A 25,927-nucleotide genomic window follows, 5' to 3' on the forward strand; every position below is an offset into this window, starting at 1 on the left:
TAACCATTCATATTCAATTTCTTTAGTTGAAGTTACTTTCATTTTGATTTCTGTTGTATCTGTTGCTGTATACACTGTTACTATTAACATATCATTATCTAACTTATAAAACCATTTAGCGTAGTTAAAACCTAATTCATAAGCTGAAGGCATGGTTAATAAATGAAATTGTTCTGCACGTTTAATATATATACGTTGTCCTGATGTTTTGAAAAAATTCAATGCATTTCTGGCATTAGTATTAAATTTATTCATAGACGTATTTCCTAAAACAATTTGCGCTTGAAATAAACCATACATATAAGAAGTACTTGTCATTGTTTCTTGATAAATACTGGTATTCGTACCGCTCATCACGATATGTCCATGAGAACGTTCCATTTGGCATTCTTTATCTTGTAAAACGATGTGTTCATTTGTTTCAGTAAAGAAGGATAGCAATTGATTGTCTTTTTTTTCTTCTGCTTGTCTTTTTGGAAAATAATAATCGATGTCTGCTGTAGTAAACTTAGTACCCGTTAGCAAGTCTTGACTAAACAATTTGTTACGGCGTAATACTTCTACAGGGGAAAAGGAAGTTTCCATGTTATTTACAATAGAAGCCGCCTTAGCTAGCTCTTCTTTAAACTCTAACTGTGTTACTGCTTCAGGATGGCTTTCTTTGATTAAGCCATAGAAACTTATCTTTCTCGTTTGATCTAAAATAACTTTTGTTGACTGCAAGCCAATATAAGCAAATTCATATTGGTAGACTTCACTTACTAAATTTTCTTTTTTTAAAGCAGCTGGCTGATTAGTTAATTTATACTCTTTGCCAAAAAATTGATAACCATCAGTCACGTAGTGAATGGCTCCTGTTAATGAACCTTGTTCTAGATAAGGATTATTTTCTCCTTGTTTTTGGTTTTGCCTTGAAGCAATTGTGTAATATCCTTTTTCTTCAAATACTTTGTGATCTAAATACTGTGAAGTATAAGCTTCATTAGACTGTAACGCTCCCGTATAAGCCATTCCCACATCTTGACCGTATATTATGTCGACTGTTTGATTGCTGCCATTTAGAGTGATATCCCAAAACCAGGTATTTTCAGTAGCTAGAGTAAATAGAACTTCATAAGATACCCCTTTAACTTGACCTGTATATTTTAATTGTTGCTGATTCACCTTAAGTTGGCTTTGACTAGAAACGCCAATCAGTGGATAAACTTCTGTTACTTCATTTTCCGTAAAAAAGCGCAAATATAAGTTATTCATTGATCCATCAATGGGATTGCTTTTCACTTGATTAATCATTACATCATGATGATAGGCATCAAATAGGTCGCCTGTTGCTAAAAAGCGAAAAGTCGTATTATCTTTTTTTAATTCAATATAGTTATTGTCTTGAATTGTCATGGAATCCTCCTACTTAGTTAAATGAATAAGAATAGTTTGTACTTCCTCACTATTTGGTCCAACCATAATTTCAAATTCACCACTATCTGTTGTTAATGTTAAGTCTGAATGAACATATGCTAAATCATTGCTATCTAATGTAAAGCTAATTTTTTTTGTTTCATTTGGTGCCAAATCTATTTTATGATATCCCTTTAATTCTTTCACTGGTCGAACTACTTGACCAACTATATCGCGAGTATATAATTGTACCGTCTCTTTTGCCGCTCTGTTGCCATTATTTGTCACATCTAGACTAATTTCAATTTTTTCAGACATTCGGTACGTTTCCTTAGTTGAGGCAAGAGTCCCATAAGAACAATTTGAATAACTTAAACCATAACCGAAAGGATAGAGCGGTGTATTAGCCACATCTAAATATTTAGAAACGTATTTATTTTCTAAATCATCATAGTCAATTGGACGCCCTGTATTAAAATGATTATAGTAAATAGGAACTTGTCCTACATTTCTAGGGAATGACATCGTTAAGCGACCACTTGGGTTAACTTTTCCAAATAAAATATCATGTAACGCTTTTGCTCCTTTTGTTCCAGGGAACCAAGCTTCAATAATAGCTTCAAATTGTGGTTCGATTGCAGTTAATTCTAGTGGACGTCCATTAAATAAAACTAGGATCATCGGTTTATTTAATTCAGCTAATGCAGCAATTAAATCAAGCTGAGCTTGCGGCAACTGTAGATTAGTACGGCTTGAGGCTTCTCCGCTCATCATAAAATTTTCACCCAATAAAAGAACTAATTTATCTGCCTTTTGAGCTACATTAATTGCTCCATTTAATTCTTCTTTAGTTAAGTTATTTACATCAGCCATAGGTACATAACTAGCTTCTATTTTCTTGGGTTCTTGTTCAAAAATAGTCTTAATCGTTTCTGTTTCTTTTGGATTACCCTTCCAAGACCAAGTACCTAAAATTTCACCATTATCAACAAAGGGACCTATTAGAGCTAATTTTTCTGTTTCAGAAATTGGCAAAGCTTGTTGATTGTTTTTTAATAAAACAATTGATTCTTTTGCTGCACGTTCAGCAACGTCCTGATGTTCTTGACTAAATACCCAGCGTTCTTCAGCTTCAGCATTTGCTCCACGATAAGGGTTTTCAAATAAACCTAAATCCTCTTTTAATTCTAAAATTCGTAAAACTGCTTCATCAACTAAATCGATGGAAACCAAATCTTCTGCTAATAAATCTTTCAAAAAGTGTTGATAACAAAAAGTCATCATTTCAATGTCAACGCCTGCTTCTAAAGCCAATTTTGCAGCTTCTTTATCATTTCCTGCAACTCCATGAGCAATTACTTCTTTAATTGCAGCCCAATCAGAAATTAAAACTCCGTCAAAACCAAACTCATCACGTAAAATATCACGATTCAGTTTTTTATTAGCAGTAGCTGGAATACTGTCAACTGTATTAAAAGCAGTCATTACTAATTTTGAACCTGCATCAATTGCTGCTTTATAAGATGGAAGATACATATCCCGTAACATTCTTTCAGACATGTCTACCGTATTGTATTCACGTCCACCTTCTGGAGCACCATACGCTGCAAAATGCTTGACACATGCTGCAATTCGATTTAAGTCATTGCGTAAATCTTCTCCTTGGTACCCTTCAACTGCTGCTTTTGCAAATTGGCGATTTAAAAGAGGATCTTCACCAGTCGATTCCATAACTCTTCCCCATCGAGGATCACGAACTAAATCAACCATCGGAGAAAACGTCACATGCAATCCACTTAAAGCAGATTCTTTAGCAGCCACTTCAGCAGTTTCCTTCATTAAAATAGGATCCCATGAGCTAGCTAATCCTAATGGAATTGGAAAAATTGTTCGATATCCATGTATAATATCAGCCATAAATAATAAAGGAATCTTTAATCGGCTACTTTCCAAATAGTCTCTTTGGATTCCAATTAATTCTTCAGCTCCAGATAAGCCTAAAACAGAACCCGCGTTTGCTACCATTTCCGTTGTTAATCCGCTTTCATTTAGTGGTCCTGTAATTTCTGCTTCAGAATCTGTATAAAAATTTCCTGTTAATTGTTGCAATTGTCCAATTTTTTCATCAATTGTCATATTTTTTACTAATGAAACTAATTCTTTTTTATTCAAATGTATCACTCCTCAATAATTTATCGAAACGTTTCGAACCGCTCTCAAAAACATTATAAGCGCTATCATTTTTTTATTCAAGTCTTTTATTTTTTTAGTTTCTTTATGAATGGAAATTTCTATGTTTCTTCAATAACTCTAACTTTAGAAGAAAATAATTTTATTCTCATTTATGTAGGAGAATTATTTACTATATATAGTGATCGCTATTATTTTTATCGAATGATTATTTAATCTTTTAATTTCACTATTTCTTATTTAACGTCAACATAAAAACGGAAGCTAAGACAAAAAAGTCTCAGCTTCCTTCTTATATATCTAATTTTTCTTAAATGGATTCTAAAAACAAAATCAGCGCCAACTTATCGAAAAATATTTGCTAGTCTATGTTTTTTAGATCTAGCGATTAACTCTTAGGTATTTTTATCACACATTTTTAGAGTGGAATAATCACATCATCATCTGTTTCTTTTGAAGAATCCGTGGCTTTCACTTCAATAATTAATTTATGCGGCAAACAAATAGCTGTTTCACCAGGTTTACTAATCCAACCCGTCTTCACCGCTATTTGATCTGGACTGTTGTCTTCTTTATTGCGAATTTTTGTCCCATCAACTTCAATAATATTATATTGCCCTTCTGATGGGTAGAAAGTAAACGTCTCATGGGATGTATCTTCTGATAGTTCTATTTCTTTAACCGGTTCTCCATCAATGATAACGACAGCATAAATAGAACTATCTTCATCTATATTTTTAGTAGAATAACCAAAAATAATAAGTGGTATAAAAGATCCTAATAATAATAAAATAACAATAATACCATCAAAAGGACGAACCAATTCTAATTGATTTTTAAATTTTTTCATTGTCTTTTGACTCCATTTCTCCCATTTTTCTACTAGGAAGCTAATGCGTTAAGTATAACAATCTTTGATTTAGACAGCAAGATGATTACTCGTGTCGTTCATCTATTGCAACAAAAAAATGCGATAAGAAAGTTTTCCTTTTTCTTATCACATTTTTTAATTCGCTTGATCGTATAATAAATTAAATTATTTTATTACGTCTGTATATTTTCTTTCAAATAATGGACTAACTGATTTATTTTCATGGATACGCGTAATTGCGTTACCCATTAAATTGCTGACACTTACTTCAACAATTTTATCAATTTTTTTATCTTCCGGAAGGAAAATTGAATCTGTAACAATCAATTGTTTGATTACTGAGTTTTGAATTCTATCGATAGCTGGACCTGATAGAACAGGGTGTGTACAGCAAGCATAAACTTCAGTAGCACCCGCTTCAGAAAGAGCTTGGGCAGCTAAAGTAATAGTTCCTGCAGTATCGATCATATCGTCGATCAAGATACATTTTTTGCCTTCTACGTTGCCAATAATGTTCATAACTTCTGCTACATTTGCTTTAGGACGACGTTTGTCAATAATAGCAATTGGAGCTTTTAGGAACTCCGCTAATTTGCGCGCACGTGTTACGCCACCGTGATCTGGTGAAACAACAACTACATCTTCTTCTTCAGTAACAATTTCTTGAGTTAAGAAATAATTTGCTAAAAGAGGGGCACCTACCAAGTGGTCAACAGGCATATTGAAAAAGCCTTGGATTTGAGCAGCATGTAGGTCTAATGTCAGCATACGATCTGCTCCAGCAGCTGTAATCATATTAGCAACAAGTTTTGCAGTAATGGGTTCTCTAGAACGAGCTTTGCGGTCTTGTCTTGCATAACCATAGTAAGGCATAACAATATTAACTGTTGCTGCACTTGCACGTTTTAAAGCATCGATCATAATCAATAGTTCCATTAAGTTGTCATTTACGGGGCTAGATGTTGATTGGATGATATAAACATGCGCTCCACGAATGCTTTCTTCAATATTGATTCTAATTTCTCCGTCGCTGAATTGATCCACAGATAGTTTTCCTAATTCTACTCCCACCGATTTAGCAATTTTTTCTGCCAATGGTTTATTAGAGTTTAACGCAAAAATCTTTAACTTCGGATCAAAATACTGTTCTGACATAGTGACCTCCACTTTCTTTATTTACAACTTATTTACTTCATATCATATTAATAGTAGTCACTTTTTTACTGAAAATCAAGTATTTCAGCAATTTATATTCGATTTTTAATGTGGTAACCGGTCAAAATAGTTCGCTTTATTCTCTTGACGAGCTCTTGCAATGGCAAGAGACTCAGTAGGAACATCTTTAGTAATTGTTGATCCAGCAGCAATGTAAACATTTTCTTCAATTGTAATGGGTGCGACCAAGTTAGCGTTACAGCCTACAAATACATTGTCTCCAATAGTTGTACGGTGTTTGTTTTTCCCATCATAATTAACAAAAACAGTGCCGCATCCTACATTAATATTTTTCCCTAAATCTGCATCCCCGATATACGTTAAATGCCCTACTTTAGTATCTTGACCAATTGTTGCATTTTTGATTTCAACAAAGTTTCCAATGTGAACAGAATCTCCAATTTTGCTATTTGGACGCAAGTGACTATATGGCCCTATGTTGCTATTAGCTGACATTATTGAATCTACAATAGTGGAACTTTTCACTTGAACATGATTGCCTATTTCACTATTTGAAATTTCAGAATTTGAACCAATAAAACAATCTTCTCCAATAGTGGTAGATCCTTTAAGACTAACACCTGCTTCAATAAGCGTATCCGAACCTATTTCGACTTCACTATCAATATACGTTGTTGTCGGGTCAATAAAGGTAACCCCATTTTGCATATGTTTTTTATTGATACGGCTTCTCATTAATTTCGTTGCTTCAGCTAAAGCAATCCGATCATTTACACCTAACGCTTCTTCTTCATTATCCATTTTATAAGCCGAAACGACGTATTCTTGTTTTTTTAATATTTCAATTACATCTGGTAAGTAGTACTCCCCTTGAACATTATCGTTCCCAACTTGTTTAAGAGCTTCAAATAATAATTGATTGTCAAAACAATAGGTTCCAGTATTGATTTCTTGTACTTGTAATTCTTCTGGACTCGCATCTTTTTGTTCTACTATTTTTTCGACATTTCCTAGTTCATTACGAATAACTCGACCATATCCAGTAGGATTTTCTGCATGTGCCGTTAAAATAGTTGCTTTTGCCCCTTGTTCTTGGTGATTATCAAATAAATGTGTTAACGTTTCAGCAGTTAGAAGTGGTGTATCCCCACAAATAACCAGTGTCGTTCCTTCTTTATCTTTTAATAATTCTTCAGCTTGGATAACAGCATGCCCTGTTCCCAATTGTTCAGACTGAATAGCATATTCAGAACGTGAACCAAGATAATCTTTTACTTTCTCAGCGCCCACCCCAACAATCGTTACAATTTCATCTGCACCTACAGCTTCAACTTGACTCACTACATGTCCAACCATTGGTTTACCTGCAACTGGGTGCAACACTTTGTACAACTTAGATTTCATTCTTGAACCTTGTCCTGCTGCTAATATCACTGCATAACGTTGTGGCATTATATAAACTCCTATCTCATTTTGTTCTTCTTTTTTTATTGTCCATTTTAGTTTAATTAGGCTAAGACTTTTTTTACTACAAAGTCTCCTATTTTATGATAGCTTATACATAATCAGTTTTCAAGAAGTAATGTGGATTAGATAGCTTATACTTCTGTTACAAATTAAAAATAAGAAAGAAAGCCTCAACTAAAAATAGCAAGGAAAAAGGTACTAGACTCACCTTTATCCTCGCTATTTTTTTTAATTGGTAAAATAATTTCCTGGTTGTACATGGATTGTTTTTTCACGAACGTTCACTTCATCTACACATAAAAGGGATGTATACTCATCTACCATTCTATTGCCGCTAAAAGTAGATTCAGCAAAAACTGTGATGCCCACCAGCTCTGCTTCAAATTCTTCAATCAAGCTCTTCATACCGTTAACGGTACCGCCGCCTTTCATGAAGTCGTCTACAATCAATACTCGAGATCCACGTTTCAAGCTGCGTTTAGATAATTCCATTTTTTCAACACGATCAGACGATCCAGAAACATAATTCACACTTACAGTAGAACCTTCTGTTATTTTGGAATCTCTACGTACAATAACAAATGGTACATTCAAGTACGTTGACACTGCTTGAGCAATTGGAACCCCTTTTGTCGCTACTGTCATTACAGCATCAATAGGTTGTTCTAAATACTTCGTTGCAATGATTTTCCCGACTTGACGTAAAACACTTGGTTGTCCAAGTAAATCAGACAAGTATACATATCCGCCTGGTAGTAACCGGTCTGATTCAGATAAACGTTCACACATTTCTTTTACAAATTCTTCAGCTTCATCCTCTGCAATTTCGGGTATATAACGTACCCCTCCTGCTGCTCCAGGGACTGTTTCCAAAGTTCCTGTGCCTCGTTCTCTAAATGTTTTTTTCACAATACTTAAATCTTCACTAATAGAAGATTTAGCAGAGTCGTAACGGTTCGCAAAATAGGTAAGCGGCACTAACGTATGCGGTCGCTCCAACATATAACGCGTTATGTCGATCAATCGTTCACTTCTTTTTATTTTCATTATTTTCACCTTTTCTATAGACTCATTTTCTTAGGTTTTGCCAGGTCATTATTTCTATCAAACATCATTATACGCGTTTTCCATATAAAAAGGTAGCTTTTTAAGTATTATTATAAAAATGTTCGTTTTTATTAACTATTTCTCATAAAAAAAAACACGAACCTTCGTATTAACTTTCTATTACTTTTTGCATACAAAAAAGGATCGAGAAAATTCTCAATCCTTTTACATATTGCTATTCCTTAAGAACGGCTTTTTTTATATTTCATCTGCTGCACGATTTTCATTGTCCCAGTTGTAAGGATAAAAATAACAATAAACACTAAGGTAATCGTCGCACCTGGCGGAGTACCCCATTGATAGGAGACCGTTAACCCTGAAAACATTCCTACGATACCTACAAGAATACCTACAAGAATAACCCAATAAAAACTTTTACTGATGCGCATAGCAATAGCCGCTGGCAGAATCATAATGGCTGATACTAGTAAGGCTCCTGCAATAGGCATAACTACTGCAATAGTCACTCCCGTGATCACATTAAAAAGAATCGACATCATTCGCGCCGGCAAACCAGCTGTAAAAGCAGTATCTTCATCAAATGTTAATACATACATTGGTCTACGAAAGACTAAAAACAATCCAACAACAATTACAAATAAGGCCACTAACAAGTAAATCTGTTGTTGACTGATCGTCACAATTGAACCAAATAAGTATTGTTGAATAGTAGTCGTGGATCCACCACTACTCAAACTCATTAAAACAAGTGCTACGGACATTCCAGCAGACATTAAGATAGCGATAGAAATTTCCGAATAAGATTTGTACAGCATGCTTAGATACTCAATAATCACAGCTGCAATTACTACGACGACTAAAGTCATAAAGGTTGGATTTACATTTAAAAATAACCCTAACGCAATTCCGGCTAAAGAAATGTGTGATAACGTGTCTGCCATCAATGATTGCCTTCTAAGAACTAAAAATAATCCTAGAATAGGGGCAATAACAGCAATCAAGAATGCAGATTGGAATGCTCGCTGCATGAATCCATAGAAAAACATCTCCATGGTGAATCCTCCTTTCGGATAAGCTGAATGTGTCTATCCGCATATTTTTTTATGTCTTCATGATCATGCGTCACCATTAAAATGCCTTTGCCATGAAATTCACTATTGTGTTTTAGCAATTCGTAAAACTCTGTTCTGGAATCTAGATCCATACCAGTAGTGGGTTCATCTAAAACAAACAAATCTGGATCTGTAGCAAAAATACGGGCTAGCGAAATACGCTGCTTTTGCCCTCCAGAAAGTTCCCCAATTTTTTTATGGCGTAAATCCCACATACCTACTGATTTCAACGAACGTTCAACATGTACATGGTCTTCTGCATCTAAACGTTTGAACCATTTTCCTCTTTGATAACGACCAGATCGAACCAACTCCAATACTGTACTAGGAAAACCAGCGTTAAATGAGGCTACTTGTTGCGGAATGTAACCAATTGCTAAAGGTTCATTTCTTCTATTTACAGCAGAAATCTTAGCCGTTCCTTTCGTTGGTTGAAGCAAACCTAAAATATTACGCAATAACGTAGATTTTGCCGCACCATTTTCTCCTGTCAGCATAACAAATTCGCCTGGATCAACCGTAAAGGAAATGTTTTCTAAAACTGGTTCTTCATCATAATAAAAAGATAAGTCATTTACTTCAACGTAATGCATGAATACCCCTTCTTTCTTTTATCTATAGGAAAGGTTTATTGCACCCATTTCCGTTTTATTAATTAATACTTTTTTGAAGAGCAGCTAGATTATTTTTCATTAATTGAATATAGTCTGTTCCTTTTTCTTGATCCTCAGTTGTAATGCCTTCAATTGGATTTAAAATTTCTAATTCTGTACCTGTCTCATTAGCGAGTGTTTCTGCAATTTTGCTAGAAGATGTTTCTGCATAGTAAATGTAATGGATATCATTCGCATTTATATAATCTTGTAATTCAGCCAGTTTAGCTGGACTTGGTTCTTCTTCGGTTGAGATTCCAGCAATTGAAACTTGTTCCAAGTCATAGCGATTAGCCAAGTATGCAAAAGCTGCATGTTGAGTCACAAAAACACGGTTTGTTGCGTCACTGAAAGCATTAGCAAATTCTTGATCCAATGTTTGTAATTTTTCATTGTATTGTGTTGCATTCGATTCATATATTTCTTTGTTTTCTGGATCTGCAGCAACCAATCCTTCTTTGATATTCGTGACTTCCTCTTGAGCAAGCACAGGATCTAACCAAATATGAGGATCAACTTCATGGTGATGGCCCTCTTCTTCATTTTCGTCATGATGATCTTCTTCTGTTGATTCCAACAAAGAAATGCCTTCACTTGCATTAACGATCACTGTATTTTCTGTATCTATACTCTCTAAAACGCTTGAAACCCAGACTTCCATTTCCTCACTATTGTAAACAAACACATCCGCATCTGAAATGGCTGCAACTTCTTTTGCACTCGGTTCATAGCCATGTGTGTCTGTCCCAGCTTCTAACAATAAGGTTACTTCAGCTTCATCTCCAGCAACTTTCTTTGTGAAATCATACATTGGATAGAAAGTTGTAACTACATTTAGTTTATCTGTTTCCGTTTGTGTATTTTCTTGATTCCCACATCCTATTACTAGCATCATCACTATAGATGCTAGGGTCATTAACCCGATTCTCTTTTTCTTATTCATCGAATGCATATCCTCCTTTATATTTATCTATACTTAAATTGGTTGTTTTTTTAGTTAGCTCTCTTTTTCAAATCGTAATCATTACTATTTAAAATTCCTTATGTAGCTTATCATTATCTACATTGCGCGTCAAGAAAAAAAAGACGTGAACTTCTCTTATCAAAATAAGAAAGCTATTCACATCTTTGATATTCATTTTTTTAGTTTATTTTAGTGTTCGCACTAAGTAAACCTCATTACAAAATCCTTTTAAACCATTATAAACTCGCTGAGCTTTAGAATATTTTTTACATAAAGCATAAATTGTAGGACCACTTCCGCTCATCAAAGCAGCATCTGCTCCAAACTCGATCATCTTCTTTTTGATTCGCTTAATATCGGGTTGCTTTACAGCTGATACAGTTTCTAAGGCATTACCAGTACTATCAACCATTTGGCTATAATCATTGTCTTGAATAGCAGTCAACATTTGAGGTATTTCCGGATGAATCAACTGATCAAAAGAAAGATTTTCAAAGACAGTCCAAGTCGAAATGCCTTTTTTAGGTTTAACTAGCACTACCCAGCACTGAGGGATATCTTGTATTTGTTGAATTTTTTCTCCACGACCGGTCGCATACGCGGTTCCACCATAAATACAATAAGGAACATCTGAGCCGATTTTTTCTCCCAGAGTAGCTAGCTCATCTTTTGTTAACTTTAAATCCCACAAACGGTTCAGTCCTCTTAAGGTAGCAGCCGCATCACTGCTACCACCGGCTAAACCAGCAGCAATCGGAATGTTTTTTTCTATAGTAATATCGACACCTTTTTCAATATGATAGGTATCCTTTAACAGTTTTGCAGCTTTATATGCATGATTTCGTTGGTCTAATGGCAAAAATCCATTAGTTGAGTGAATAACGATTCGATTTCCTTCAATTGTTTTTAGCACTATGCGATCTGCCAAATCAACTGAAGTCATTACCATCTTCATTTCATGGTAACCATCTTCTCTTTTATGCAAAACATCCAAGCTTAAATTAATTTTAGCAGGAGCCTTTTCTATGATTTCCATTTACACTTCACTCCTTTCCTCAGTATTTGTATTGTCTGTAGAACATACTAGCTTAAATAAAAAGATTTGAAAAGCATGAAAGCCATAATTTAATTTAAATATTAAAAAAATGGCAAGTTATTGACTTATTAACAGGTTAATCACACATAAACCACTTAGTTCAATACAAAAGAAAAGACCTGAAACATTTCCGTCTCAGGCCTTTTCTTTTTTATGTAAGAGGGGCTACAAATTCCACTTTAATTCTATCTGGATCTTCAAAAAACACTGCATAATGCTGCTCTCCACCAGCAAATGGGTGTTGATCTTTATACAAAATTTCAATGCCTTTTTCTTCTAGTTTTTTTGCTAGATCGTTTACTTGCTGTCGGGAATTTGCCTGAAATGCTAAATGGTTCAGACCTGTACGTCCTCTATGGTAACCTTCAGAAATAAAACGCTCTTTTGTTTGAACAAACACCAGATACGTTTCATCTTTTTTCCAGCTTCTTCCTTCATCCCAAACTTGAAAAGGCTGATAGCCTAGCTCCTCTAAAAACCAGCTCCAAAAACGAATGGATCCTTCTAAATCAGAAACATTTAATTCTATATGATGAATATTCCCCATTTTATTAACCTCCTAACACTAAAAATTATCAGCTCTCTTTTGATGGTACAAAAAAAACGAGCATTTTATAGCTCGTCAACTGTTTTCTATTCTTTTTTAATGCTTAAGCTAATTGGCGTTTTTCTTCTTCAATAAATTCAATTTCTACAGATTGAGTTAAAACATCTGTATAACTATATGAGACACGTTCAAATGCATTTTCTTCTTGATCTAGCTCCACTACAAATACTGAATGATATGTGTCTGCTAAAATACCTTTGCGTTCGGTTTTTTTCTTACGACCAGCTTGCGCGGTCAACATAATCTTCTTACCTAAATGATCATCTAAGCTTTCTTTAATGTCTGCTAATGTACTTGGCATCAGATTCACCTCACTCGTCTGATGCCATTGTAACATATAAAATGAAATTTTACAAGTATACCACAAGAAAACCTTTGGTACAAATAATAATTCTCTCATATTACCTACTTTAAAAGTCGTTGATACCACTGGCATACCTGTTTATAATTAAAAAAACTTAATCTTCTTTTAATACAATCTCATCGATTGCATCTGATAAACGGGCGAATTCTTCTAGGCTTAACGTTTCCCCACGACGCTTTGGATCAATGCTTGCGGCTTCTAATGCTTGGGTTAATTTTTCTCTAGTGGAATCTTCTTTGCCATATCTGATTAATAAATTATTCCAAAGCGTTTTACGTCGTTGCACAAAAGCCGAACGAACAAGTGCGAAAAAGGACTTTTCATTTTTAACCGTTACACTTGGCGTTGCTCTTCTTGTTAACTTAATGATGGCAGAATCAACATTTGGTTGAGGTACAAAGACTGTCTTAGGAACAATAAAAGCAACCTCAGCTTCCATGTAGTACTGGATAGCAATGGACAATGATCCATAAGCTTTGCTACCGGGAGCAGCTGTTATTCTTTCGGCTACTTCCTTTTGCATCATGATTGTTAACCCATCGATTCGAACAGGTGTCTCTAAGAAATGCATAATGATAGGCGTTGTAATGTAGTAAGGTAAATTAGCTACCACAACTAAAGGTTCATCTAAATCGATCATTTCTGGCAAGGTCTTTTGTAAATTGATTTTCAATACATCACTATGAACAATCGAAACATTATCATACGGGCTCAAGGTATCCGCTAATACCGGGAGTAAACGATTATCAATTTCAAAAGCAATAACTTCCTTACTCGCTCTTGCAAGATGTTCAGTTAAAGCACCTATACCGGGACCAACTTCAATAACGTTTGTGTTTTTGTCAATATTAGAAGCAGCTACAATATTGCTTAAAATATTAGGATCGACAATAAAATTTTGTCCTAAACTTTTCTTTACTGAGAAGCCATATTTTTCCATTATCTCTTTGGTTCTTGATGGGGTTGCGATATCTTTACGTGTTGTCATTTTCTTCCTCCAAAATTTGTTGCATCACTGTTACAACTTCTTCAGGTGAGATTTGAAACATTTGCAATCTCTTTTGAAGTTGTTTTCCATTAGTGTAACCAATATTAAGTTTTTCGCCCAATTTTGTTCGTCTCTTTCGAGCATTTGGTCCCATAATCAAGCCAGCATCCATTAACAACTCTTGTGAGATTAGCGACTCTTTAGCTATAGTCTCGGTGTAGCATTTTGATAGTGCTACACGTATCGCTTCAGGTGAAGCATGTTCAATACCTAAGCTGCCCTTGCCCTTTGCTCTAGCCTCATCTTTTGTCAAAAAAGCGTGCTTTACTCCGGGAACAGCTTGCGAAATAATTTTCCTGATTTTTTCACCAGGAAAATCGGGGTCTGTAAAGACAATAACGCCTCTTGTTTCGTGAGCTTTTTCTATCAGCTTCAACGTTTCTTCGTCAATAGCTGAACCATTTGTTTCAATAGTATCCGCTTCAACTGATTCTAAAATACGCCTTGTATCATCACGGCCTTCAACAACTATAATTTCTTTTATTTTTTCCATCAAGCTAACCTAAACAAGCGATTAGCATTTTGCATCGTTTGTTTAGCTACTTCTTCGTAACTCATGCCTCTTTGTTTCGCCACTTCTTCTGCTACAAACTTAACGTATGCTGGTTCGTTTCGCTTTCCTCTATAGGGCATTGGCGCTAAATAAGGTGCATCTGTTTCAATCAATAATTTATCAAACGGAGCAGCTTTAGCTACTTCTCTTACTTCAGGCGCATTTTTAAACGTGATAACGCCACTTACAGAAATGTGCATGCCCAAGTCTAAGAAGCGTTCCATCCATAATGTATCACCACTAAAACTGTGCATAATACCGCCAATATCTTCAACATGTTCTTTTTTTAGTATCTCATAGGTATCTTCAATTGAATCTCTCATATGGATACTAATAGGCATGTTCAACTCTCTGGCAATTTGCATTTGTCTATGAAAGACATCTTTTTGAACATCTTTTGGAGAAGTATCCCAGTGGTAATCCAAACCCATTTCTCCCATAGCCACAACTTTGGGTAATTGCAATTGATGATACAATTTTTCTTCAATTTTTTCAGTGTACAAATAGCTTTCAGTAGGGTGCCAGCCAATAATACTATAAATTTCTTTATATTCCTTACTTAAGGCTAACGATTTTTCAATCGTTTCAGTATCAAATCCTACTACAGCCATTTTACTTACATCGTTTTCGAGCGCACGCTGAACAGTTTCTGGAACTTCTTGATCAAATTCTTCTGCATTAATATGCGTATGCGTATCAAATAACATAATATCATCCTTTCTTGTTCTTCTTTAACAGAAACACCCTGCTAAATGAGTTTCCAGCAGGGTATTCGTTTTATAAGGTTTTAAGCAACTTCAGATCCATTTGGTGCTTCAATTGGTGCTTCAATAATTTGTAATTTCCCATCTTTTTCAGCAGATAAAATCATTCCTTGACTGACTTCTCCACGCATTTTACGCGGTTTCAAGTTCGCAACGATCACAACTTTTTTACCGATCAAAGTTTCTGGATTCGGATACCACTCTGCAATCCCAGAAAGGATTTGACGGTGACCTTCGTCTCCTGCATCTAAACGAAATTTTAAGAGCTTATCTGCTCCTTCTACTTTTTGACAATCCATAACTTCAGCGACTTTTAGTTCAACTTTATCAAAATCGTCGTACTTGATTTGTTTTTCTTTTGTTGACGTTAACACCGTTTCTGAAGGATCCCATTTCGTTTCCTCTTCAGCTTCTTGCTCTCGTTGATCAGGAACACCAGCCATTTGCTCTTTAATGTAAGCAACTTCTACATCTATATCTAAACGTGGGAATATAGGTGTACCTTTTTTGATCACTGTAGTATTTTCAGGGAATGAGCCAAATTGGACTGTTAACCAGTTTCCAGCAAATTCTCCTTCAACTCCCAATTGAGCAAAGATCTCTTTAGGTGCGTGAGTCAAGAACGGTTGCAATAAAATAGCTGAAATACGAAGCGTTTCTGCTAAATGAACCATGACACTCGCTAATTCGCTTGTCTTCTCTTCTTCTTTCGCTAATTTCCATGGCGCAGTTTCATCAATGTATTTATTGGCACGCGAAATCAATACCCAAACATGACTTAATGCACTACTAAATTGCATATTTTCCATTTCATTTTGGTAATCCACACAAACTTTTTCTGCTGTTTCTTTTAAGATAGCATCGAATTCTGTAACGTTTCCTGAATATTCAGGGACTTCTCCATCGAAATACTTGTTGATCATCGCAATTGTACGATTGAGTAAGTTCCCTAAGTCATTTGCTAAATCGTAATTCACACGAGAAACAAAGTCTTCTGGAGTAAATACTCCGTCGCTTCCAAAAGTTACTTCACGCATCAAGTAATAACGCAAAGCATCTAGGCCATATTGCTCTACTAACATTTCTGGATAGACAACGTTCCCTTTAGATTTAGACATTTTACCATCTTTCATTAACAACCAACCGTGACCAAATATTTTTTTAGGCAATGGCAAATCTAGAGCCATTAACATAATAGGCCAATAAATAGTATGGAAACGAACGATTTCTTTTCCGACCATGTGTACATCTGCTGGCCAGAATTTATCAAACAATGATGTATCATCTGTACCGTAACCAAGTGCAGTTATATAGTTTGCCAATGCATCAATCCACACGTAAATAACGTGTTTCGGATTGCTTGGTACTTTAACTCCCCAAGTAAATGTCGTACGTGAAACAGCTAGATCTTCCAAACCAGGTTTAATAAAGTTATTGATCATTTCGTTTTTACGTGACTCAGGTTGAATAAAATCTGGATGTTCATTGTAATAAGCTAATAAACGATCCGAATATTTACTCATTCTAAAGAAATAAGATTCTTCCTTGATCAACTCTACCGGATGTCCGCTGTCTGGTGACTTCCCGCCAACAATGTTGCCTTGGTCATCACGTTCAATATCCACTAATTGCGTTTCAGTATAAAACGTTTCGTCTGGAACAGAGTACCAGCCTTCATATTCATCAAGATAAATATCTCCTTGCGCTAAAAAGCGTTCAAAAATATCTGCGACAACTTTTTCATGTGCAGGATCAGTTGTGCGGATGAACTTATCATTGCTGATTTCTAATAATTTCCATAATTTTTGCATGCCTTCAGCCATTTGATCGACATATTTTTGAGGCGTAATATTTAATTCTTGTGCTTTATTTTCAATTTTTTGGCCATGCTCATCGCTACCTGTCAAATAGAAAACATCATAGTCTTGCATTCTTTTGTACCGTGCCATAACATCACACGCAATTGTTGAATAGGCATTTCCAATATGCAATTTTCCACTTGGATAGTAAATAGGTGTTGTAATGTAAAATGTTTTTTTCTCAGTCACTTTAGGTGCCTCCTTAGTAGGTTTAACTACTCCATTCTAACCATCTATCAAACAATCTTTTAGAAAAGAAGGTACGCTTAGACAACAAATGAGTAGGGTGCTTTTTTATTTAAATTGATTTTTCTCAAAAGCTTTCTGAAATAGTATACCACAGAAAACTACTGAAAATAGGAAATTGAGAATGATTTCTTTATATCTTAACTAAAGTTTTATATGATATTCTTCAGACTTTTTACGGCACTAAATTCAATTTTTGCAAACCTTTCAAAATGCCATGATTTTCTGGAGATGCCGTGATGTCATCTGCAATTTCTTTTAATTCCGTGCGTCCGTTTTCCATTGCTATTCCCATACCAACCGCTTGCAACATTTCCATATCATTCAATCCATCTCCAAATGCAACTGTTTCACTTATATCGATACCTATATGTTCGATCAATTTTTGAATGCCTACTGCTTTAGACATTCCTTTCGAGATCACATCTACTGAATAGGGATTCCATCGTGTGAAATGACAATCTGGGAAAGCTTCTTGGTAAAAAGTATCGTATTCTTCTGTTGTATGGATGATACATTGGTAAATGGTACGGTCTTCATAGTAATGTGGCAAAATCGGCTTCACTCTTTTAGAAGAACCAATATAGCGCATAAGCAATTGCATCACTTTTTTAGGTGGTGCTATCGGAACTCGCTGAATCATTTTTTTCAATAATCCTTTTTGTCCAAAAGTAACCATAGAAGTCCCTAATATTTCATCGCTTCCACAAAACGCTATGCGTTGTTTATTTGTTTCCGCAGCTAGCGCAAGTCGTTTAACAGAATCCACCGACAATGGATTTTGATGAATTACCTCACCTTCATACACAACATACTGTCCGTTCAATGTGATATGTGTCTGAATATCTAATGATGCTAGAATTTCATCAATTCTAAACGGCGCTCTTCCAGTAGCAATAACCGGTATGATACCCTTTTTTTTCAGGTCTTGAATGGCTTTTCTAGCAGAATCTGGAATTCTTTTTTTATCTGTCAATAATGTTCCGTCAATATCAAAAAATATAAGTTTATACATTTTAAGTGCTCCTCTGATTTTTATATTCAACTACTGCCATTTTTATTTTGTAATGATCGTAGTGAAACAAATTGTTTCGCGTGAAACATTTTAATAGTTATTTAATTCACTTCTCTTACGTTTCTTTCTATCCATTTAAGGGATAAATTTTATAAAAAGCTTTTACTTTCCTTAATAATAACGGTTGCGGTACAATAAGGCTAATGATTTATTACTCAAGAAAGAAGGAGTCACAATGATTTCTATTGGCTTAACGGGTTGGTCTGATCATGACCTACTGACCGTCCGAAAATCGAAACGATTGGAAGATTATAGTTCACATTTCCCTTTTGTAGAATTGGATACCAGCTTTTATGCTATTCCTCCTACTAAAAATATTTTCTCGTGGATAGAAAAAACACCTGCTACTTTTCAATTTATCCCTAAAGCTTTTCAAGCAATGACGTTACACAAAGATTGGCTGAAGTTTTTCCCGACTGAACAACAAATGTTCGAGCATTACATTACGATTTTTGAACCTATGATCACAGCGAATCGAATCAAAACTTTTCTATTTCAGTTTCCACCTTATTTTGACTGTACGAAAGAACACGTTCAGTATTTAAGAAAAGTCCGCCAATACATGGGTGAACTGCCAATCGCGATTGAATTTCGTCATTCTAGTTGGTACAGTGACACCAATAAAGAAAATACATTAGCTTTTTTAACGGAAGAACACTTTATTCACACTGTTGTCGATCAACCTCAGACCCCTGGAAACAGCGTTCCTTTAATCGTCAAAGGGACCAACGACGAACTCACTCTTTTTCGTTTGCATGGGCAAAACTATGAAGGCTGGTTAGATGCTAGTGGACCCAATTGGCGGGAAAAACGGACACTTTATGATTATAGTTCTTCTGAATTAGATGATTTCGTAACCATTATTCGCCAATTAGAAACAGAGTCAAAAGAAGTTGCCGTTATTTTTAACAATAACTCTGGTGGACATGCCGCGAAAAATGCGAAACAATTGCAAAAAAAATTACAGCTTACTTTTGACCATCTTGCTCCACAACAAACCGAATTGAATTTATTTGAGGAAGATTTTTAATATTTTTCTAGCAAAAAAAAACGGACCCGTTAAGAGTCCGTTTTTTTATTTCCTAAATTATATAAACTATACATTTTCAGAATTCTTTTTATGCCAATTTCTTACTAAAACCGACAATGCGAAGCAGATAATAAAATAAACAACTGCCAAGAAACCATAAATTAAAAACACTTCAGAAGTTTTTGTTACTTTTCCTAAAATAACTTGGCCACTTCGTGTAAACTCCATGATTCCTAGTCCAGCAAGAAATGACGTATCTTTAATGGTTGTAATCACTTGTGACAATAAAGATGGAATAATTTTTTTGAAGGTTTGTGGCAAAATGATATACACTAGTGTTTGAAAGAATGAAAACCCTTGAGAATGAGCAGCTTCAAATTGTCCTTTCGGTATCGAATTTAATCCGCCACGCACAATTTCTGCTACTACTGCAGCTGTATAAAGAAACAGCGCTATAGAAGCTTTTACTAATATCGTACTTCCTGGTATCAGGAAAGCACAACCTAACATCCATAGTAACAATGGCGTATTACGGAATAATTCGATATAAAATCCGGCTATTTTTCCGAAAAACTTCTTTTCATAGTTTCTGATCAACCCTAAGAGTGTTCCAAAAACGATTGAAAGGATCACTACGCATAAAGAAATTAACAAAGTAGTCTTTAATCCATCTAACAAGAACAATACGTTAGGCCTTGTAAAAACGGTTTGTATGGAGTTTATCATTCCATCACCTCCGGAATATCCACAACTAAGGAATCATTCTTTTTTAATTTCTCTTCGTATTTCCTTGAGAACGTAGCCAGTGGGAAACAGAGAATGAAGTAAAGCAATCCTGCAATCACATAAGATGGTCCATAATTTAAGCTGAATGAAGCATAAGAGTCCGCTGCATACATTAAGTCTGCTCCTGCGATAATAGCCAACACAGAAGTATTTTTTATCAAATTGACCGCTTGATTGGTTAACGGAGGCAAAATACCCTTAACCATTTGAGGCAATATGATGTAGCGCATGGTTTGTGTATAACTAAATCCTTGTGCATACGCAGCTTCTTGCTGACCTTTAGGAACAGATAGAATACCCGCACGTACCACTTCACCAATATAAGCTCCATGATACAATCCAACCCCTACTACCCCAATCGTAAACTCGCTTAAGACTAATCCTGCCATTGCTAACCCGTTGTACATAAAAAAGATTTGAATGACAAGAGGGATATTTTGAAAAATTTCGACATATACTCGTGCGACCGAACGCAGAATCATATTGTGGGCAGTTGATAAAATCCCAATAACAATTCCGATTACCAAAGACAAAGCTAATGCTAAGATGGCCACTTGGAGTGTTCTTAAAAAACCAGAACTAAAATTATCAAAATTTTGAAACAGGTCCTCCCATCTCCAAAGAGCGAATGGATTTGTACTTTTCATTATTCACTCAATCCCCACTCTGAAACCAATCCATTAAGAGTATCATCTTCTCCCCAAGTAGTGATCAACTCATTTACATGCTCTGCTAACTCCGTATTTGTTTTCTTCGTTGCGATTCCATAATCTTGTGTTGCGAAACGGTCTGGTAAAATTTCAGTTGAATCATCTAAATAGCCAGCCAAAATAGATCTGTCTACACTAAATGCATCTACACGACCTGAGTCTAATGCAGCTTTAATTTCTGGATAAGTAGCATATTCTGAAAATTCTACTGTGATATCATATTGTTCAGCTTCTGATGCAATGGCTTCGGATGTTGTAGAACTTTGTGCTACACCTACATTAGCTCCATCCATATCTTTTAGACCTTCATAGTTTTTATCTTTTTTCACTAATAAACCAACAGCATCTTCATAATACGCATCTGAGAAATTATACGTTTCTTTACGTTCTTCAGTAACTGTAAAAGTAGCAATAACCATATCAACTTCGCCATTATCCAATAATGGACCACGGGTTTTGGCTGTAACAGGTGTTAATTCAATGGCATCCGGATCGCCTAAAATATCCTCAGCTATCTTTTTAGCAATATCAATTTCAAATCCTTCTATTTCTCCTGTATCTGTATTCTTCAGCCCAAAGTTTGGAACGTCTTCTTTTACCCCTACTTTTAAAACGCCGGCTTCTTTGATTGATTCAATTGTTAATTGATCCGATCCTTTTGGTGTGTCTGCTTCTGTTGTTGAACTATCATCTGACGAACAAGCACCTAAAAATAATACACTAGACAAAATGACTGTTGCTAATAAGTTTCTTTTTTTCATTTGTTTTTCCTCCTAAGGATATCTTTATTTTTTTATCTTAAAATTTTGCTTAAAAATTCTTTTGTTCTTTCATGAGTAGGATTTTCAAAGAAATGTTCTGGTGACCCTACTTCTAAAATGGTTCCATTATCCATAAAAATGACACGATCTGCTACTTGTTTAGCAAAACCCATTTCGTGAGTCACAACGACCATTGTAATATTCATGCTCGATAATTTGATCATAACGTCCAATACTTCTTGAACCGTCTCTGGATCTAAAGCAGATGTAGGTTCATCAAATAGAATGATTTTCTTTTCAGAACAGAGCGATCTAGCAATAGCAACTCTTTGCTGTTGGCCTCCTGAGAGTGTCGAAGGGTATGCTGTTGCTTTTTCTCGCAACCCTACGATATCTAGATACCGATAAGCCAGTTCTTCTGCTTCTTTTTTTGATTTATTCTGTAATTTTATGGGCCCAATTGTCAGATTTCCTAACACCGTCATATGCGGATAAAGATTGAACTGTTGAAAGACCATTGCAGAAGAATTTCGTACCATCTCTAATTTGTTTTTTTCTGTTATTTGATTGCCATCTATATAGACTTCTCCTGTCGTAGGTTCCTCAAGAAAATTCATACATCTAACTGTGGTACTTTTTCCAGAACCAGAAGGGCCTATGATAACCACTTTTTCCCCTTCTGCCACCTCTAAATTAACATCTTTTAGTACATGATGGTCGCCGAAATATTTATTTACATTCTGTAGCTTGATCAACTCTGTCTCATCTCCTTTACAAAAACATTCATGGTAATCAGTAATCTTTTTTAGGCAGGCGAGGTCTTTCTTGCTGCTTAAATCAATAGTATAAATACACATTTATGAGAAATCAATTAACACATATCTTATCCGTGTAACGTTTTCTTACACGGTTTTAATACAAAACTAACCAAAACCCTTTATTCACTTTGTTTTTACACCATTAAAAAATTATCATTTTTCTCATTATTTTATTAAAAAAATAAAAAAACTGCCAACCAATGAACATTCATTGGTTGGCAGTGGGAATGATTTATTATTTGTTTAGTAATTCTTTGGCTAAAAGACGATACACGTCTAATCGTTTTTCTTGTGAATGAGGAATACTACAAATCATCGCTTCATCAAAACCATACTTCTCTTGGTCTTCTAATAATTTTGTAGCGATTTCTTTGGGTGTACCTACTAAATGTAATTCACGTCCTTGTTTTATCGTTAATTGATCAATTTCGGTTAAAGGATAATGTTGTGCTTCTTCAGGTGTCAGCAATTGACCCATTTGTCCTTTTCTCATCAATAGACGTGCAATATCTTGTGGCTTAGCTTCATATTCTGCTTCTTCTCTAGTTTCAGCTGTCGTCACAAGATACGCTACATTGATGTTCGGTTTTTCCATAAAAGCAGAAGGTTGAAAATTGACTCTGTATTCATCTAAGATATCTTTTGTCATTCCACCCATAAAGAATTGAGCAAAAGAATAACCCACTCCCATTTGAGCGGCTTTTCGTGCGCTGCTTCCACTAGAACCCAGTAACCAAGATTCAGGCAATTGAATGTGTGAAGGAGTAGCAATTGTTCGATTATATAATCGATCTTCAGGTACTTCATCATTGATTAATTTTAATGCCGTATCAAATTTTTCATACATATTGTCCAACATAGGCTGACGACCTTCTGATAAAGCATAGATTGAATTATTGTCGCCACCTGGAGCACGACCTACTCCAAAATCGATTCTTCCTGGTGAGAAAGCACTTAACGTTTTAAAAACTTCCGCTAATTTCAAGGGTGAATAATGCATCATCATGACTCCACCCGTACCGATTCGAATGTTTTTTGTTTTTGCCGCTAAATGAGCTGCAGTGATTTCTGGTGCTGAACTCGCAAAACCATTTGTGCCATGGTGCTCTGCCATCCACATACGTGTATACCCTAATTCATCCGCTAAAATAGCCAATTCTTCAGCTTTTAATAAAGCTTCTGCAGCTGTATTTCCACTGGTTATCGGTGCTTGATCTAAGACACTTAATCTCACTATTCTTCCATCTCCTTCATTATCCCAACACTTTTTACTAGTATCTGTCTAATTTTTTATTAGCCATAGTAGAAGTTGTTTTTGTTCTCATGTTCATCATTATAAAGAAACATGGATATGATTTCTATACACACGGGTTAGCTGCTATAGAAATCAATTTGTAAAAAATGATTCAAAGATAAGAATACCCTGTAAGATTAGGTAACAAACTAAACCTTACAAGGTATTCTTATCTTTTTATTATTAGTAGAAATTAGTTCTTATTCAAAATCTTCGCTTAATATTTTTACGCGATCTTCAAAAGATACTTCTTGATGGATTTCGTGTAGCATCCAAACATAACCAAAGCTGTCTAAAAACATTGCATTTGAAATGCCCATTTCTTCCATTTCTGTAATAGGTTGAATGATCGTTCCTCTTGCAGCAACTGCTTTATCAAATACTACTTGAATGTCAGGTACCACTACATTGAACCAGAATGATTGGCTACTATCTTCTTTTGGTGCGAACAATTGGTATTCAGGATTTTCATCGAGCATATGGAAACGAGTACCGTAAATTGTGAAAACTGCTTCGTTGTTCCCTACTTTAAAATCTGTTGCCTCAACTATTACAACCTCAAAAATAGAGCTGTACTGTTCCAAAGCTGCTTTACTATCTTTTACAACAAAATCTATTTCAACTCCTGTGATCATTTATGCACCCTCCAAGTAATATTTTTTTAATCACTTATAGTATACCACCTATACAACTTAGCAGAGCTATACAAGAACTACTATCTGGATAGATAAAAAAATTTTCATCCATCAACAAATCATTTTTTTAACACTCGCATGGCGTTTAAAACGGCAATAACCGTTACACCAACATCTGCAAAAACAGCTTCCCACATGGTTGCAAAACCTAATGCACCTAAAATTAAGAAAAAACCTTTTACTGCAAGGGCTAAAATTATATTTTGCCATACAATTCTTCGAGTATCTTTTGCGACTTGCATGACTGTTCCAATTTTAGATGGTTTATCGTCCATTATAACGACATCAGCTGCTTCAATTGCTGCGTCTGAACCTAATCCTCCCATTGCGATCCCTATATCTGAACGGGCAAGTACAGGGGTATCATTGATTCCGTCACCAACAAAAGCTACTTTTTCTTTTGGACCTTTGCGTGCCATAATCTCTTCCATTTTATCTACTTTATCTTGTGGTAAAAGCTCTGCATAGAACTCGTCAATTCCTAATTCTTTAGCAACGGCTTCCCCTACTAATTTTGAGTCTCCCGTTAGCATAATAACGTGCTGCACGCCTTTTTCTTTCATCAGCGCTATTCCTGCAGCAGCATCTTCCTTGATTGCGTCCGCAATCAAAATATGTCCAGCATATTCTTTATCGACAGCTACATAGATAAGAGTTCCAATTTCATTTGATTCAGTAGATGAAATGTTGTATTTTTGCATTAATTTCGCATTTCCTGCTAATACTTCTTTCCCATCAACTATTGCTTGGATACCATGGCCTGAAATATCCTTATATTCCGTGATTCGATTCTCATCAATCTGTTCTGCGTATTTTTCTCTGATAGAATCCGCAATTGGATGAGAGGAATGAGTTTCAGCGTATGCAGCTAGTTCTAACAGTTGTTGTTTACTCCATCTATTTGCGGGTTGAATATCAGTAATTTCAAATTTACCCTTTGTTAACGTTCCAGTCTTATCCATAATGACGTATTTAATATCATTCAATCCTTCTAAGAAGTTGCTTCCTTTCACTAAAATCCCTTTTTTTGAAGCTGCTCCAATCCCGCCAAAGAATCCAACAGGAATTGATACAACTAGTGCACATGGACAAGAAATAACAAGGAAAATACTTGCTCGATAGATCCATTCATTAAATGTAGCACCTGGAAAAACTAACGGAGGAATAATCGCTAGCACTAAAGCCAGAATAACAACAATAGGTGTATAGTAACGCGCAAACTTCGTAATAAATTTTTCAGTTGGAGCTTTTCGACCGCTTGCATTTTCTACTAAATCAAGGATTTTTGTAACCGTTGATTCAGAAAAAAGCTTCTCAACTTTCAC

General features: G+C 35.4%; 24 protein-coding genes and 1 pseudogene. 1 reads left to right on the forward strand and 24 read right to left on the reverse strand.

Annotated elements, in window-relative coordinates; genetic code table 11:
* The 17 genes and pseudogenes from ABS911_RS08060 to ABS911_RS08140 form a co-directional block, all read right to left on the reverse strand.
* Nucleotides 1–1,395 (reverse strand): annotated as a pseudogene (locus ABS911_RS08060) (GH36-type glycosyl hydrolase domain-containing protein); the annotation flags it as partial.
* A gap of 9 nt (nucleotides 1,396–1,404) precedes the next feature.
* On the reverse strand, nucleotides 1,405–3,567 hold the full coding sequence (locus ABS911_RS08065; RefSeq protein ID WP_350467168.1) for a glycoside hydrolase family 3 N-terminal domain-containing protein: 2,163 nt from the start codon (nucleotides 3,565–3,567) through the stop codon (nucleotides 1,405–1,407).
* A gap of 436 nt (nucleotides 3,568–4,003) precedes the next feature.
* Nucleotides 4,004–4,435: a NusG domain II-containing protein gene (locus ABS911_RS08070; protein ID WP_023176634.1), complete on the reverse strand. Its 432-nt coding sequence runs from the start codon at nucleotides 4,433–4,435 to the stop codon at nucleotides 4,004–4,006.
* 186 nt (nucleotides 4,436–4,621) lie between these two features.
* Entirely contained in the window at nucleotides 4,622–5,611 is a 990-nt protein-coding gene (locus tag ABS911_RS08075; protein WP_023176632.1) for a ribose-phosphate diphosphokinase, read from the reverse strand.
* 105 nt (nucleotides 5,612–5,716) lie between these two features.
* Nucleotides 5,717–7,084 (reverse strand): bifunctional UDP-N-acetylglucosamine diphosphorylase/glucosamine-1-phosphate N-acetyltransferase GlmU, encoded by a 1,368-nt coding sequence (glmU, locus tag ABS911_RS08080; RefSeq protein ID WP_350467169.1) that lies wholly within the window; start codon nucleotides 7,082–7,084, stop codon nucleotides 5,717–5,719.
* Nucleotides 7,085–7,327: 243 nt separating this feature from the next.
* On the reverse strand, nucleotides 7,328–8,146 hold the full coding sequence (gene purR / locus ABS911_RS08085) for a pur operon repressor (protein ID WP_350467170.1): 819 nt from the start codon (nucleotides 8,144–8,146) through the stop codon (nucleotides 7,328–7,330).
* A gap of 242 nt (nucleotides 8,147–8,388) precedes the next feature.
* Nucleotides 8,389–9,219 (reverse strand): metal ABC transporter permease, encoded by an 831-nt coding sequence (locus ABS911_RS08090; RefSeq protein WP_350467171.1) that lies wholly within the window; start codon nucleotides 9,217–9,219, stop codon nucleotides 8,389–8,391.
* The gene (locus ABS911_RS08095) at nucleotides 9,165–9,872 is read right to left on the reverse strand and encodes a metal ABC transporter ATP-binding protein (protein ID WP_350467172.1); all 708 of its coding nucleotides are present in this window, start codon (nucleotides 9,870–9,872) and stop codon (nucleotides 9,165–9,167) included. The genes ABS911_RS08090 and ABS911_RS08095 overlap by 55 nt, the downstream gene beginning before the upstream one ends.
* 58 nt (nucleotides 9,873–9,930) lie before the next feature.
* Nucleotides 9,931–10,884 carry a metal ABC transporter substrate-binding protein gene (locus ABS911_RS08100; protein WP_350467173.1) on the reverse strand — a complete coding sequence of 318 codons (954 nt, stop codon included), beginning with the start codon at nucleotides 10,882–10,884 and terminating at the stop codon, nucleotides 9,931–9,933.
* Between the two features lie 196 nt (nucleotides 10,885–11,080).
* Entirely contained in the window at nucleotides 11,081–11,932 is an 852-nt protein-coding gene (gene ispE / locus ABS911_RS08105; RefSeq protein ID WP_350467174.1) for a 4-(cytidine 5'-diphospho)-2-C-methyl-D-erythritol kinase, read from the reverse strand.
* Between the two features lie 211 nt (nucleotides 11,933–12,143).
* Complete coding sequence (locus ABS911_RS08110; protein ID WP_350467175.1) at nucleotides 12,144–12,539, reverse strand: VOC family protein; 396 nt, start codon at nucleotides 12,537–12,539, stop codon at nucleotides 12,144–12,146.
* A 103-nt stretch (nucleotides 12,540–12,642) separates the two neighbouring features.
* Complete coding sequence (locus ABS911_RS08115) at nucleotides 12,643–12,900, reverse strand: Veg family protein (RefSeq protein ID WP_013709871.1); 258 nt, start codon at nucleotides 12,898–12,900, stop codon at nucleotides 12,643–12,645.
* Nucleotides 12,901–13,057: 157 nt separating this feature from the next.
* Nucleotides 13,058–13,951, reverse strand: a complete 894-nt coding sequence (gene rsmA, locus ABS911_RS08120) for a 16S rRNA (adenine(1518)-N(6)/adenine(1519)-N(6))-dimethyltransferase RsmA (protein ID WP_350467176.1) — start codon at nucleotides 13,949–13,951, stop codon at nucleotides 13,058–13,060.
* On the reverse strand, nucleotides 13,938–14,504 hold the full coding sequence (gene rnmV / locus ABS911_RS08125) for a ribonuclease M5 (protein WP_350467177.1): 567 nt from the start codon (nucleotides 14,502–14,504) through the stop codon (nucleotides 13,938–13,940). Before rnmV ends, rsmA begins: the two co-directional genes overlap by 14 nt.
* Complete coding sequence (locus ABS911_RS08130) at nucleotides 14,504–15,271, reverse strand: TatD family hydrolase (RefSeq protein WP_350467178.1); 768 nt, start codon at nucleotides 15,269–15,271, stop codon at nucleotides 14,504–14,506. Before ABS911_RS08130 ends, rnmV begins: the two co-directional genes overlap by 1 nt.
* Before the next feature lie 80 nt (nucleotides 15,272–15,351).
* Nucleotides 15,352–17,376: a methionine--tRNA ligase gene (gene metG, locus ABS911_RS08135; RefSeq protein ID WP_350467179.1), complete on the reverse strand. Its 2,025-nt coding sequence runs from the start codon at nucleotides 17,374–17,376 to the stop codon at nucleotides 15,352–15,354.
* Nucleotides 17,377–17,608: 232 nt separating this feature from the next.
* On the reverse strand, nucleotides 17,609–18,448 hold the full coding sequence (locus ABS911_RS08140; protein WP_350467180.1) for a Cof-type HAD-IIB family hydrolase: 840 nt from the start codon (nucleotides 18,446–18,448) through the stop codon (nucleotides 17,609–17,611).
* A 235-nt stretch (nucleotides 18,449–18,683) separates the two neighbouring features.
* On the opposite strand from ABS911_RS08140, the gene ABS911_RS08145 reads away from it, so the two are divergent.
* Entirely contained in the window at nucleotides 18,684–19,538 is an 855-nt protein-coding gene (locus ABS911_RS08145; RefSeq protein ID WP_350467181.1) for a DUF72 domain-containing protein, read from the forward strand.
* 66 nt (nucleotides 19,539–19,604) lie between these two features.
* Here ABS911_RS08145 and ABS911_RS08150 read toward each other — a convergent pair whose 3' ends face one another.
* From ABS911_RS08150 to ABS911_RS08180, 7 genes are all read right to left on the reverse strand, one after another.
* The gene (locus ABS911_RS08150; RefSeq protein WP_350467182.1) at nucleotides 19,605–20,264 is read right to left on the reverse strand and encodes an amino acid ABC transporter permease; all 660 of its coding nucleotides are present in this window, start codon (nucleotides 20,262–20,264) and stop codon (nucleotides 19,605–19,607) included.
* Nucleotides 20,261–20,971, reverse strand: a complete 711-nt coding sequence (locus ABS911_RS08155) for an amino acid ABC transporter permease (protein ID WP_350467183.1) — start codon at nucleotides 20,969–20,971, stop codon at nucleotides 20,261–20,263. The genes ABS911_RS08150 and ABS911_RS08155 overlap by 4 nt, the downstream gene beginning before the upstream one ends.
* Nucleotides 20,971–21,795: a transporter substrate-binding domain-containing protein gene (locus ABS911_RS08160; protein ID WP_350467184.1), complete on the reverse strand. Its 825-nt coding sequence runs from the start codon at nucleotides 21,793–21,795 to the stop codon at nucleotides 20,971–20,973. Before ABS911_RS08160 ends, ABS911_RS08155 begins: the two co-directional genes overlap by 1 nt.
* Before the next feature lie 32 nt (nucleotides 21,796–21,827).
* The gene (locus ABS911_RS08165; RefSeq protein WP_350467185.1) at nucleotides 21,828–22,550 is read right to left on the reverse strand and encodes an amino acid ABC transporter ATP-binding protein; all 723 of its coding nucleotides are present in this window, start codon (nucleotides 22,548–22,550) and stop codon (nucleotides 21,828–21,830) included.
* A 298-nt stretch (nucleotides 22,551–22,848) separates the two neighbouring features.
* Nucleotides 22,849–23,847 carry an MsnO8 family LLM class oxidoreductase gene (locus ABS911_RS08170; protein ID WP_350467186.1) on the reverse strand — a complete coding sequence of 333 codons (999 nt, stop codon included), beginning with the start codon at nucleotides 23,845–23,847 and terminating at the stop codon, nucleotides 22,849–22,851.
* Between the two features lie 260 nt (nucleotides 23,848–24,107).
* Nucleotides 24,108–24,542: a VOC family protein gene (locus ABS911_RS08175; RefSeq protein WP_350467187.1), complete on the reverse strand. Its 435-nt coding sequence runs from the start codon at nucleotides 24,540–24,542 to the stop codon at nucleotides 24,108–24,110.
* 119 nt (nucleotides 24,543–24,661) lie between these two features.
* The coding region (locus tag ABS911_RS08180; RefSeq protein WP_350467188.1) for a heavy metal translocating P-type ATPase at nucleotides 24,662–25,927 on the reverse strand (1,266 nt) is incomplete at its 5' end.

The sequence above is a fragment of the Carnobacterium sp. genome, assembly GCF_040274425.1.

What these genes read in the sequence shown, in the direction of transcription:
- ABS911_RS08075 (WP_023176632.1), bottom strand. Translation starts at nt 5,611, where the DNA reads ATGTCAGAACAGTATTTTGATCCGAAGTTAAAGATTTTTGCGTTAAAC.
- ABS911_RS08160 (WP_350467184.1), bottom strand. Translation starts at nt 21,795, where the DNA reads ATGAAAAAAAGAAACTTATTAGCAACAGTCATTTTGTCTAGTGTATTA.
- glmU (WP_350467169.1), bottom strand. Translation starts at nt 7,084, where the DNA reads ATGCCACAACGTTATGCAGTGATATTAGCAGCAGGACAAGGTTCAAGA.
- ABS911_RS08130 (WP_350467178.1), bottom strand. Translation starts at nt 15,271, where the DNA reads ATGTTATTTGATACGCATACGCATATTAATGCAGAAGAATTTGATCAA.
- ABS911_RS08095 (WP_350467172.1), bottom strand. Translation starts at nt 9,872, where the DNA reads ATGCATTACGTTGAAGTAAATGACTTATCTTTTTATTATGATGAAGAA.
- rnmV (WP_350467177.1), bottom strand. Translation starts at nt 14,504, where the DNA reads ATGGAAAAAATAAAAGAAATTATAGTTGTTGAAGGCCGTGATGATACA.
- ispE (WP_350467174.1), bottom strand. Translation starts at nt 11,932, where the DNA reads ATGGAAATCATAGAAAAGGCTCCTGCTAAAATTAATTTAAGCTTGGAT.
- ABS911_RS08115 (WP_013709871.1), bottom strand. Translation starts at nt 12,900, where the DNA reads ATGCCAAGTACATTAGCAGACATTAAAGAAAGCTTAGATGATCATTTA.
- ABS911_RS08110 (WP_350467175.1), bottom strand. Translation starts at nt 12,539, where the DNA reads ATGGGGAATATTCATCATATAGAATTAAATGTTTCTGATTTAGAAGGA.
- ABS911_RS08100 (WP_350467173.1), bottom strand. Translation starts at nt 10,884, where the DNA reads ATGCATTCGATGAATAAGAAAAAGAGAATCGGGTTAATGACCCTAGCA.
- ABS911_RS08145 (WP_350467181.1), top strand. Translation starts at nt 18,684, where the DNA reads ATGATTTCTATTGGCTTAACGGGTTGGTCTGATCATGACCTACTGACC.
- rsmA (WP_350467176.1), bottom strand. Translation starts at nt 13,951, where the DNA reads ATGACAACACGTAAAGATATCGCAACCCCATCAAGAACCAAAGAGATA.
- ABS911_RS08150 (WP_350467182.1), bottom strand. Translation starts at nt 20,264, where the DNA reads ATGATAAACTCCATACAAACCGTTTTTACAAGGCCTAACGTATTGTTC.
- ABS911_RS08175 (WP_350467187.1), bottom strand. Translation starts at nt 24,542, where the DNA reads ATGATCACAGGAGTTGAAATAGATTTTGTTGTAAAAGATAGTAAAGCA.
- ABS911_RS08155 (WP_350467183.1), bottom strand. Translation starts at nt 20,971, where the DNA reads ATGAAAAGTACAAATCCATTCGCTCTTTGGAGATGGGAGGACCTGTTT.
- ABS911_RS08140 (WP_350467180.1), bottom strand. Translation starts at nt 18,448, where the DNA reads ATGTATAAACTTATATTTTTTGATATTGACGGAACATTATTGACAGAT.
- ABS911_RS08070 (WP_023176634.1), bottom strand. Translation starts at nt 4,435, where the DNA reads ATGAAAAAATTTAAAAATCAATTAGAATTGGTTCGTCCTTTTGATGGT.
- ABS911_RS08090 (WP_350467171.1), bottom strand. Translation starts at nt 9,219, where the DNA reads ATGGAGATGTTTTTCTATGGATTCATGCAGCGAGCATTCCAATCTGCA.
- purR (WP_350467170.1), bottom strand. Translation starts at nt 8,146, where the DNA reads ATGAAAATAAAAAGAAGTGAACGATTGATCGACATAACGCGTTATATG.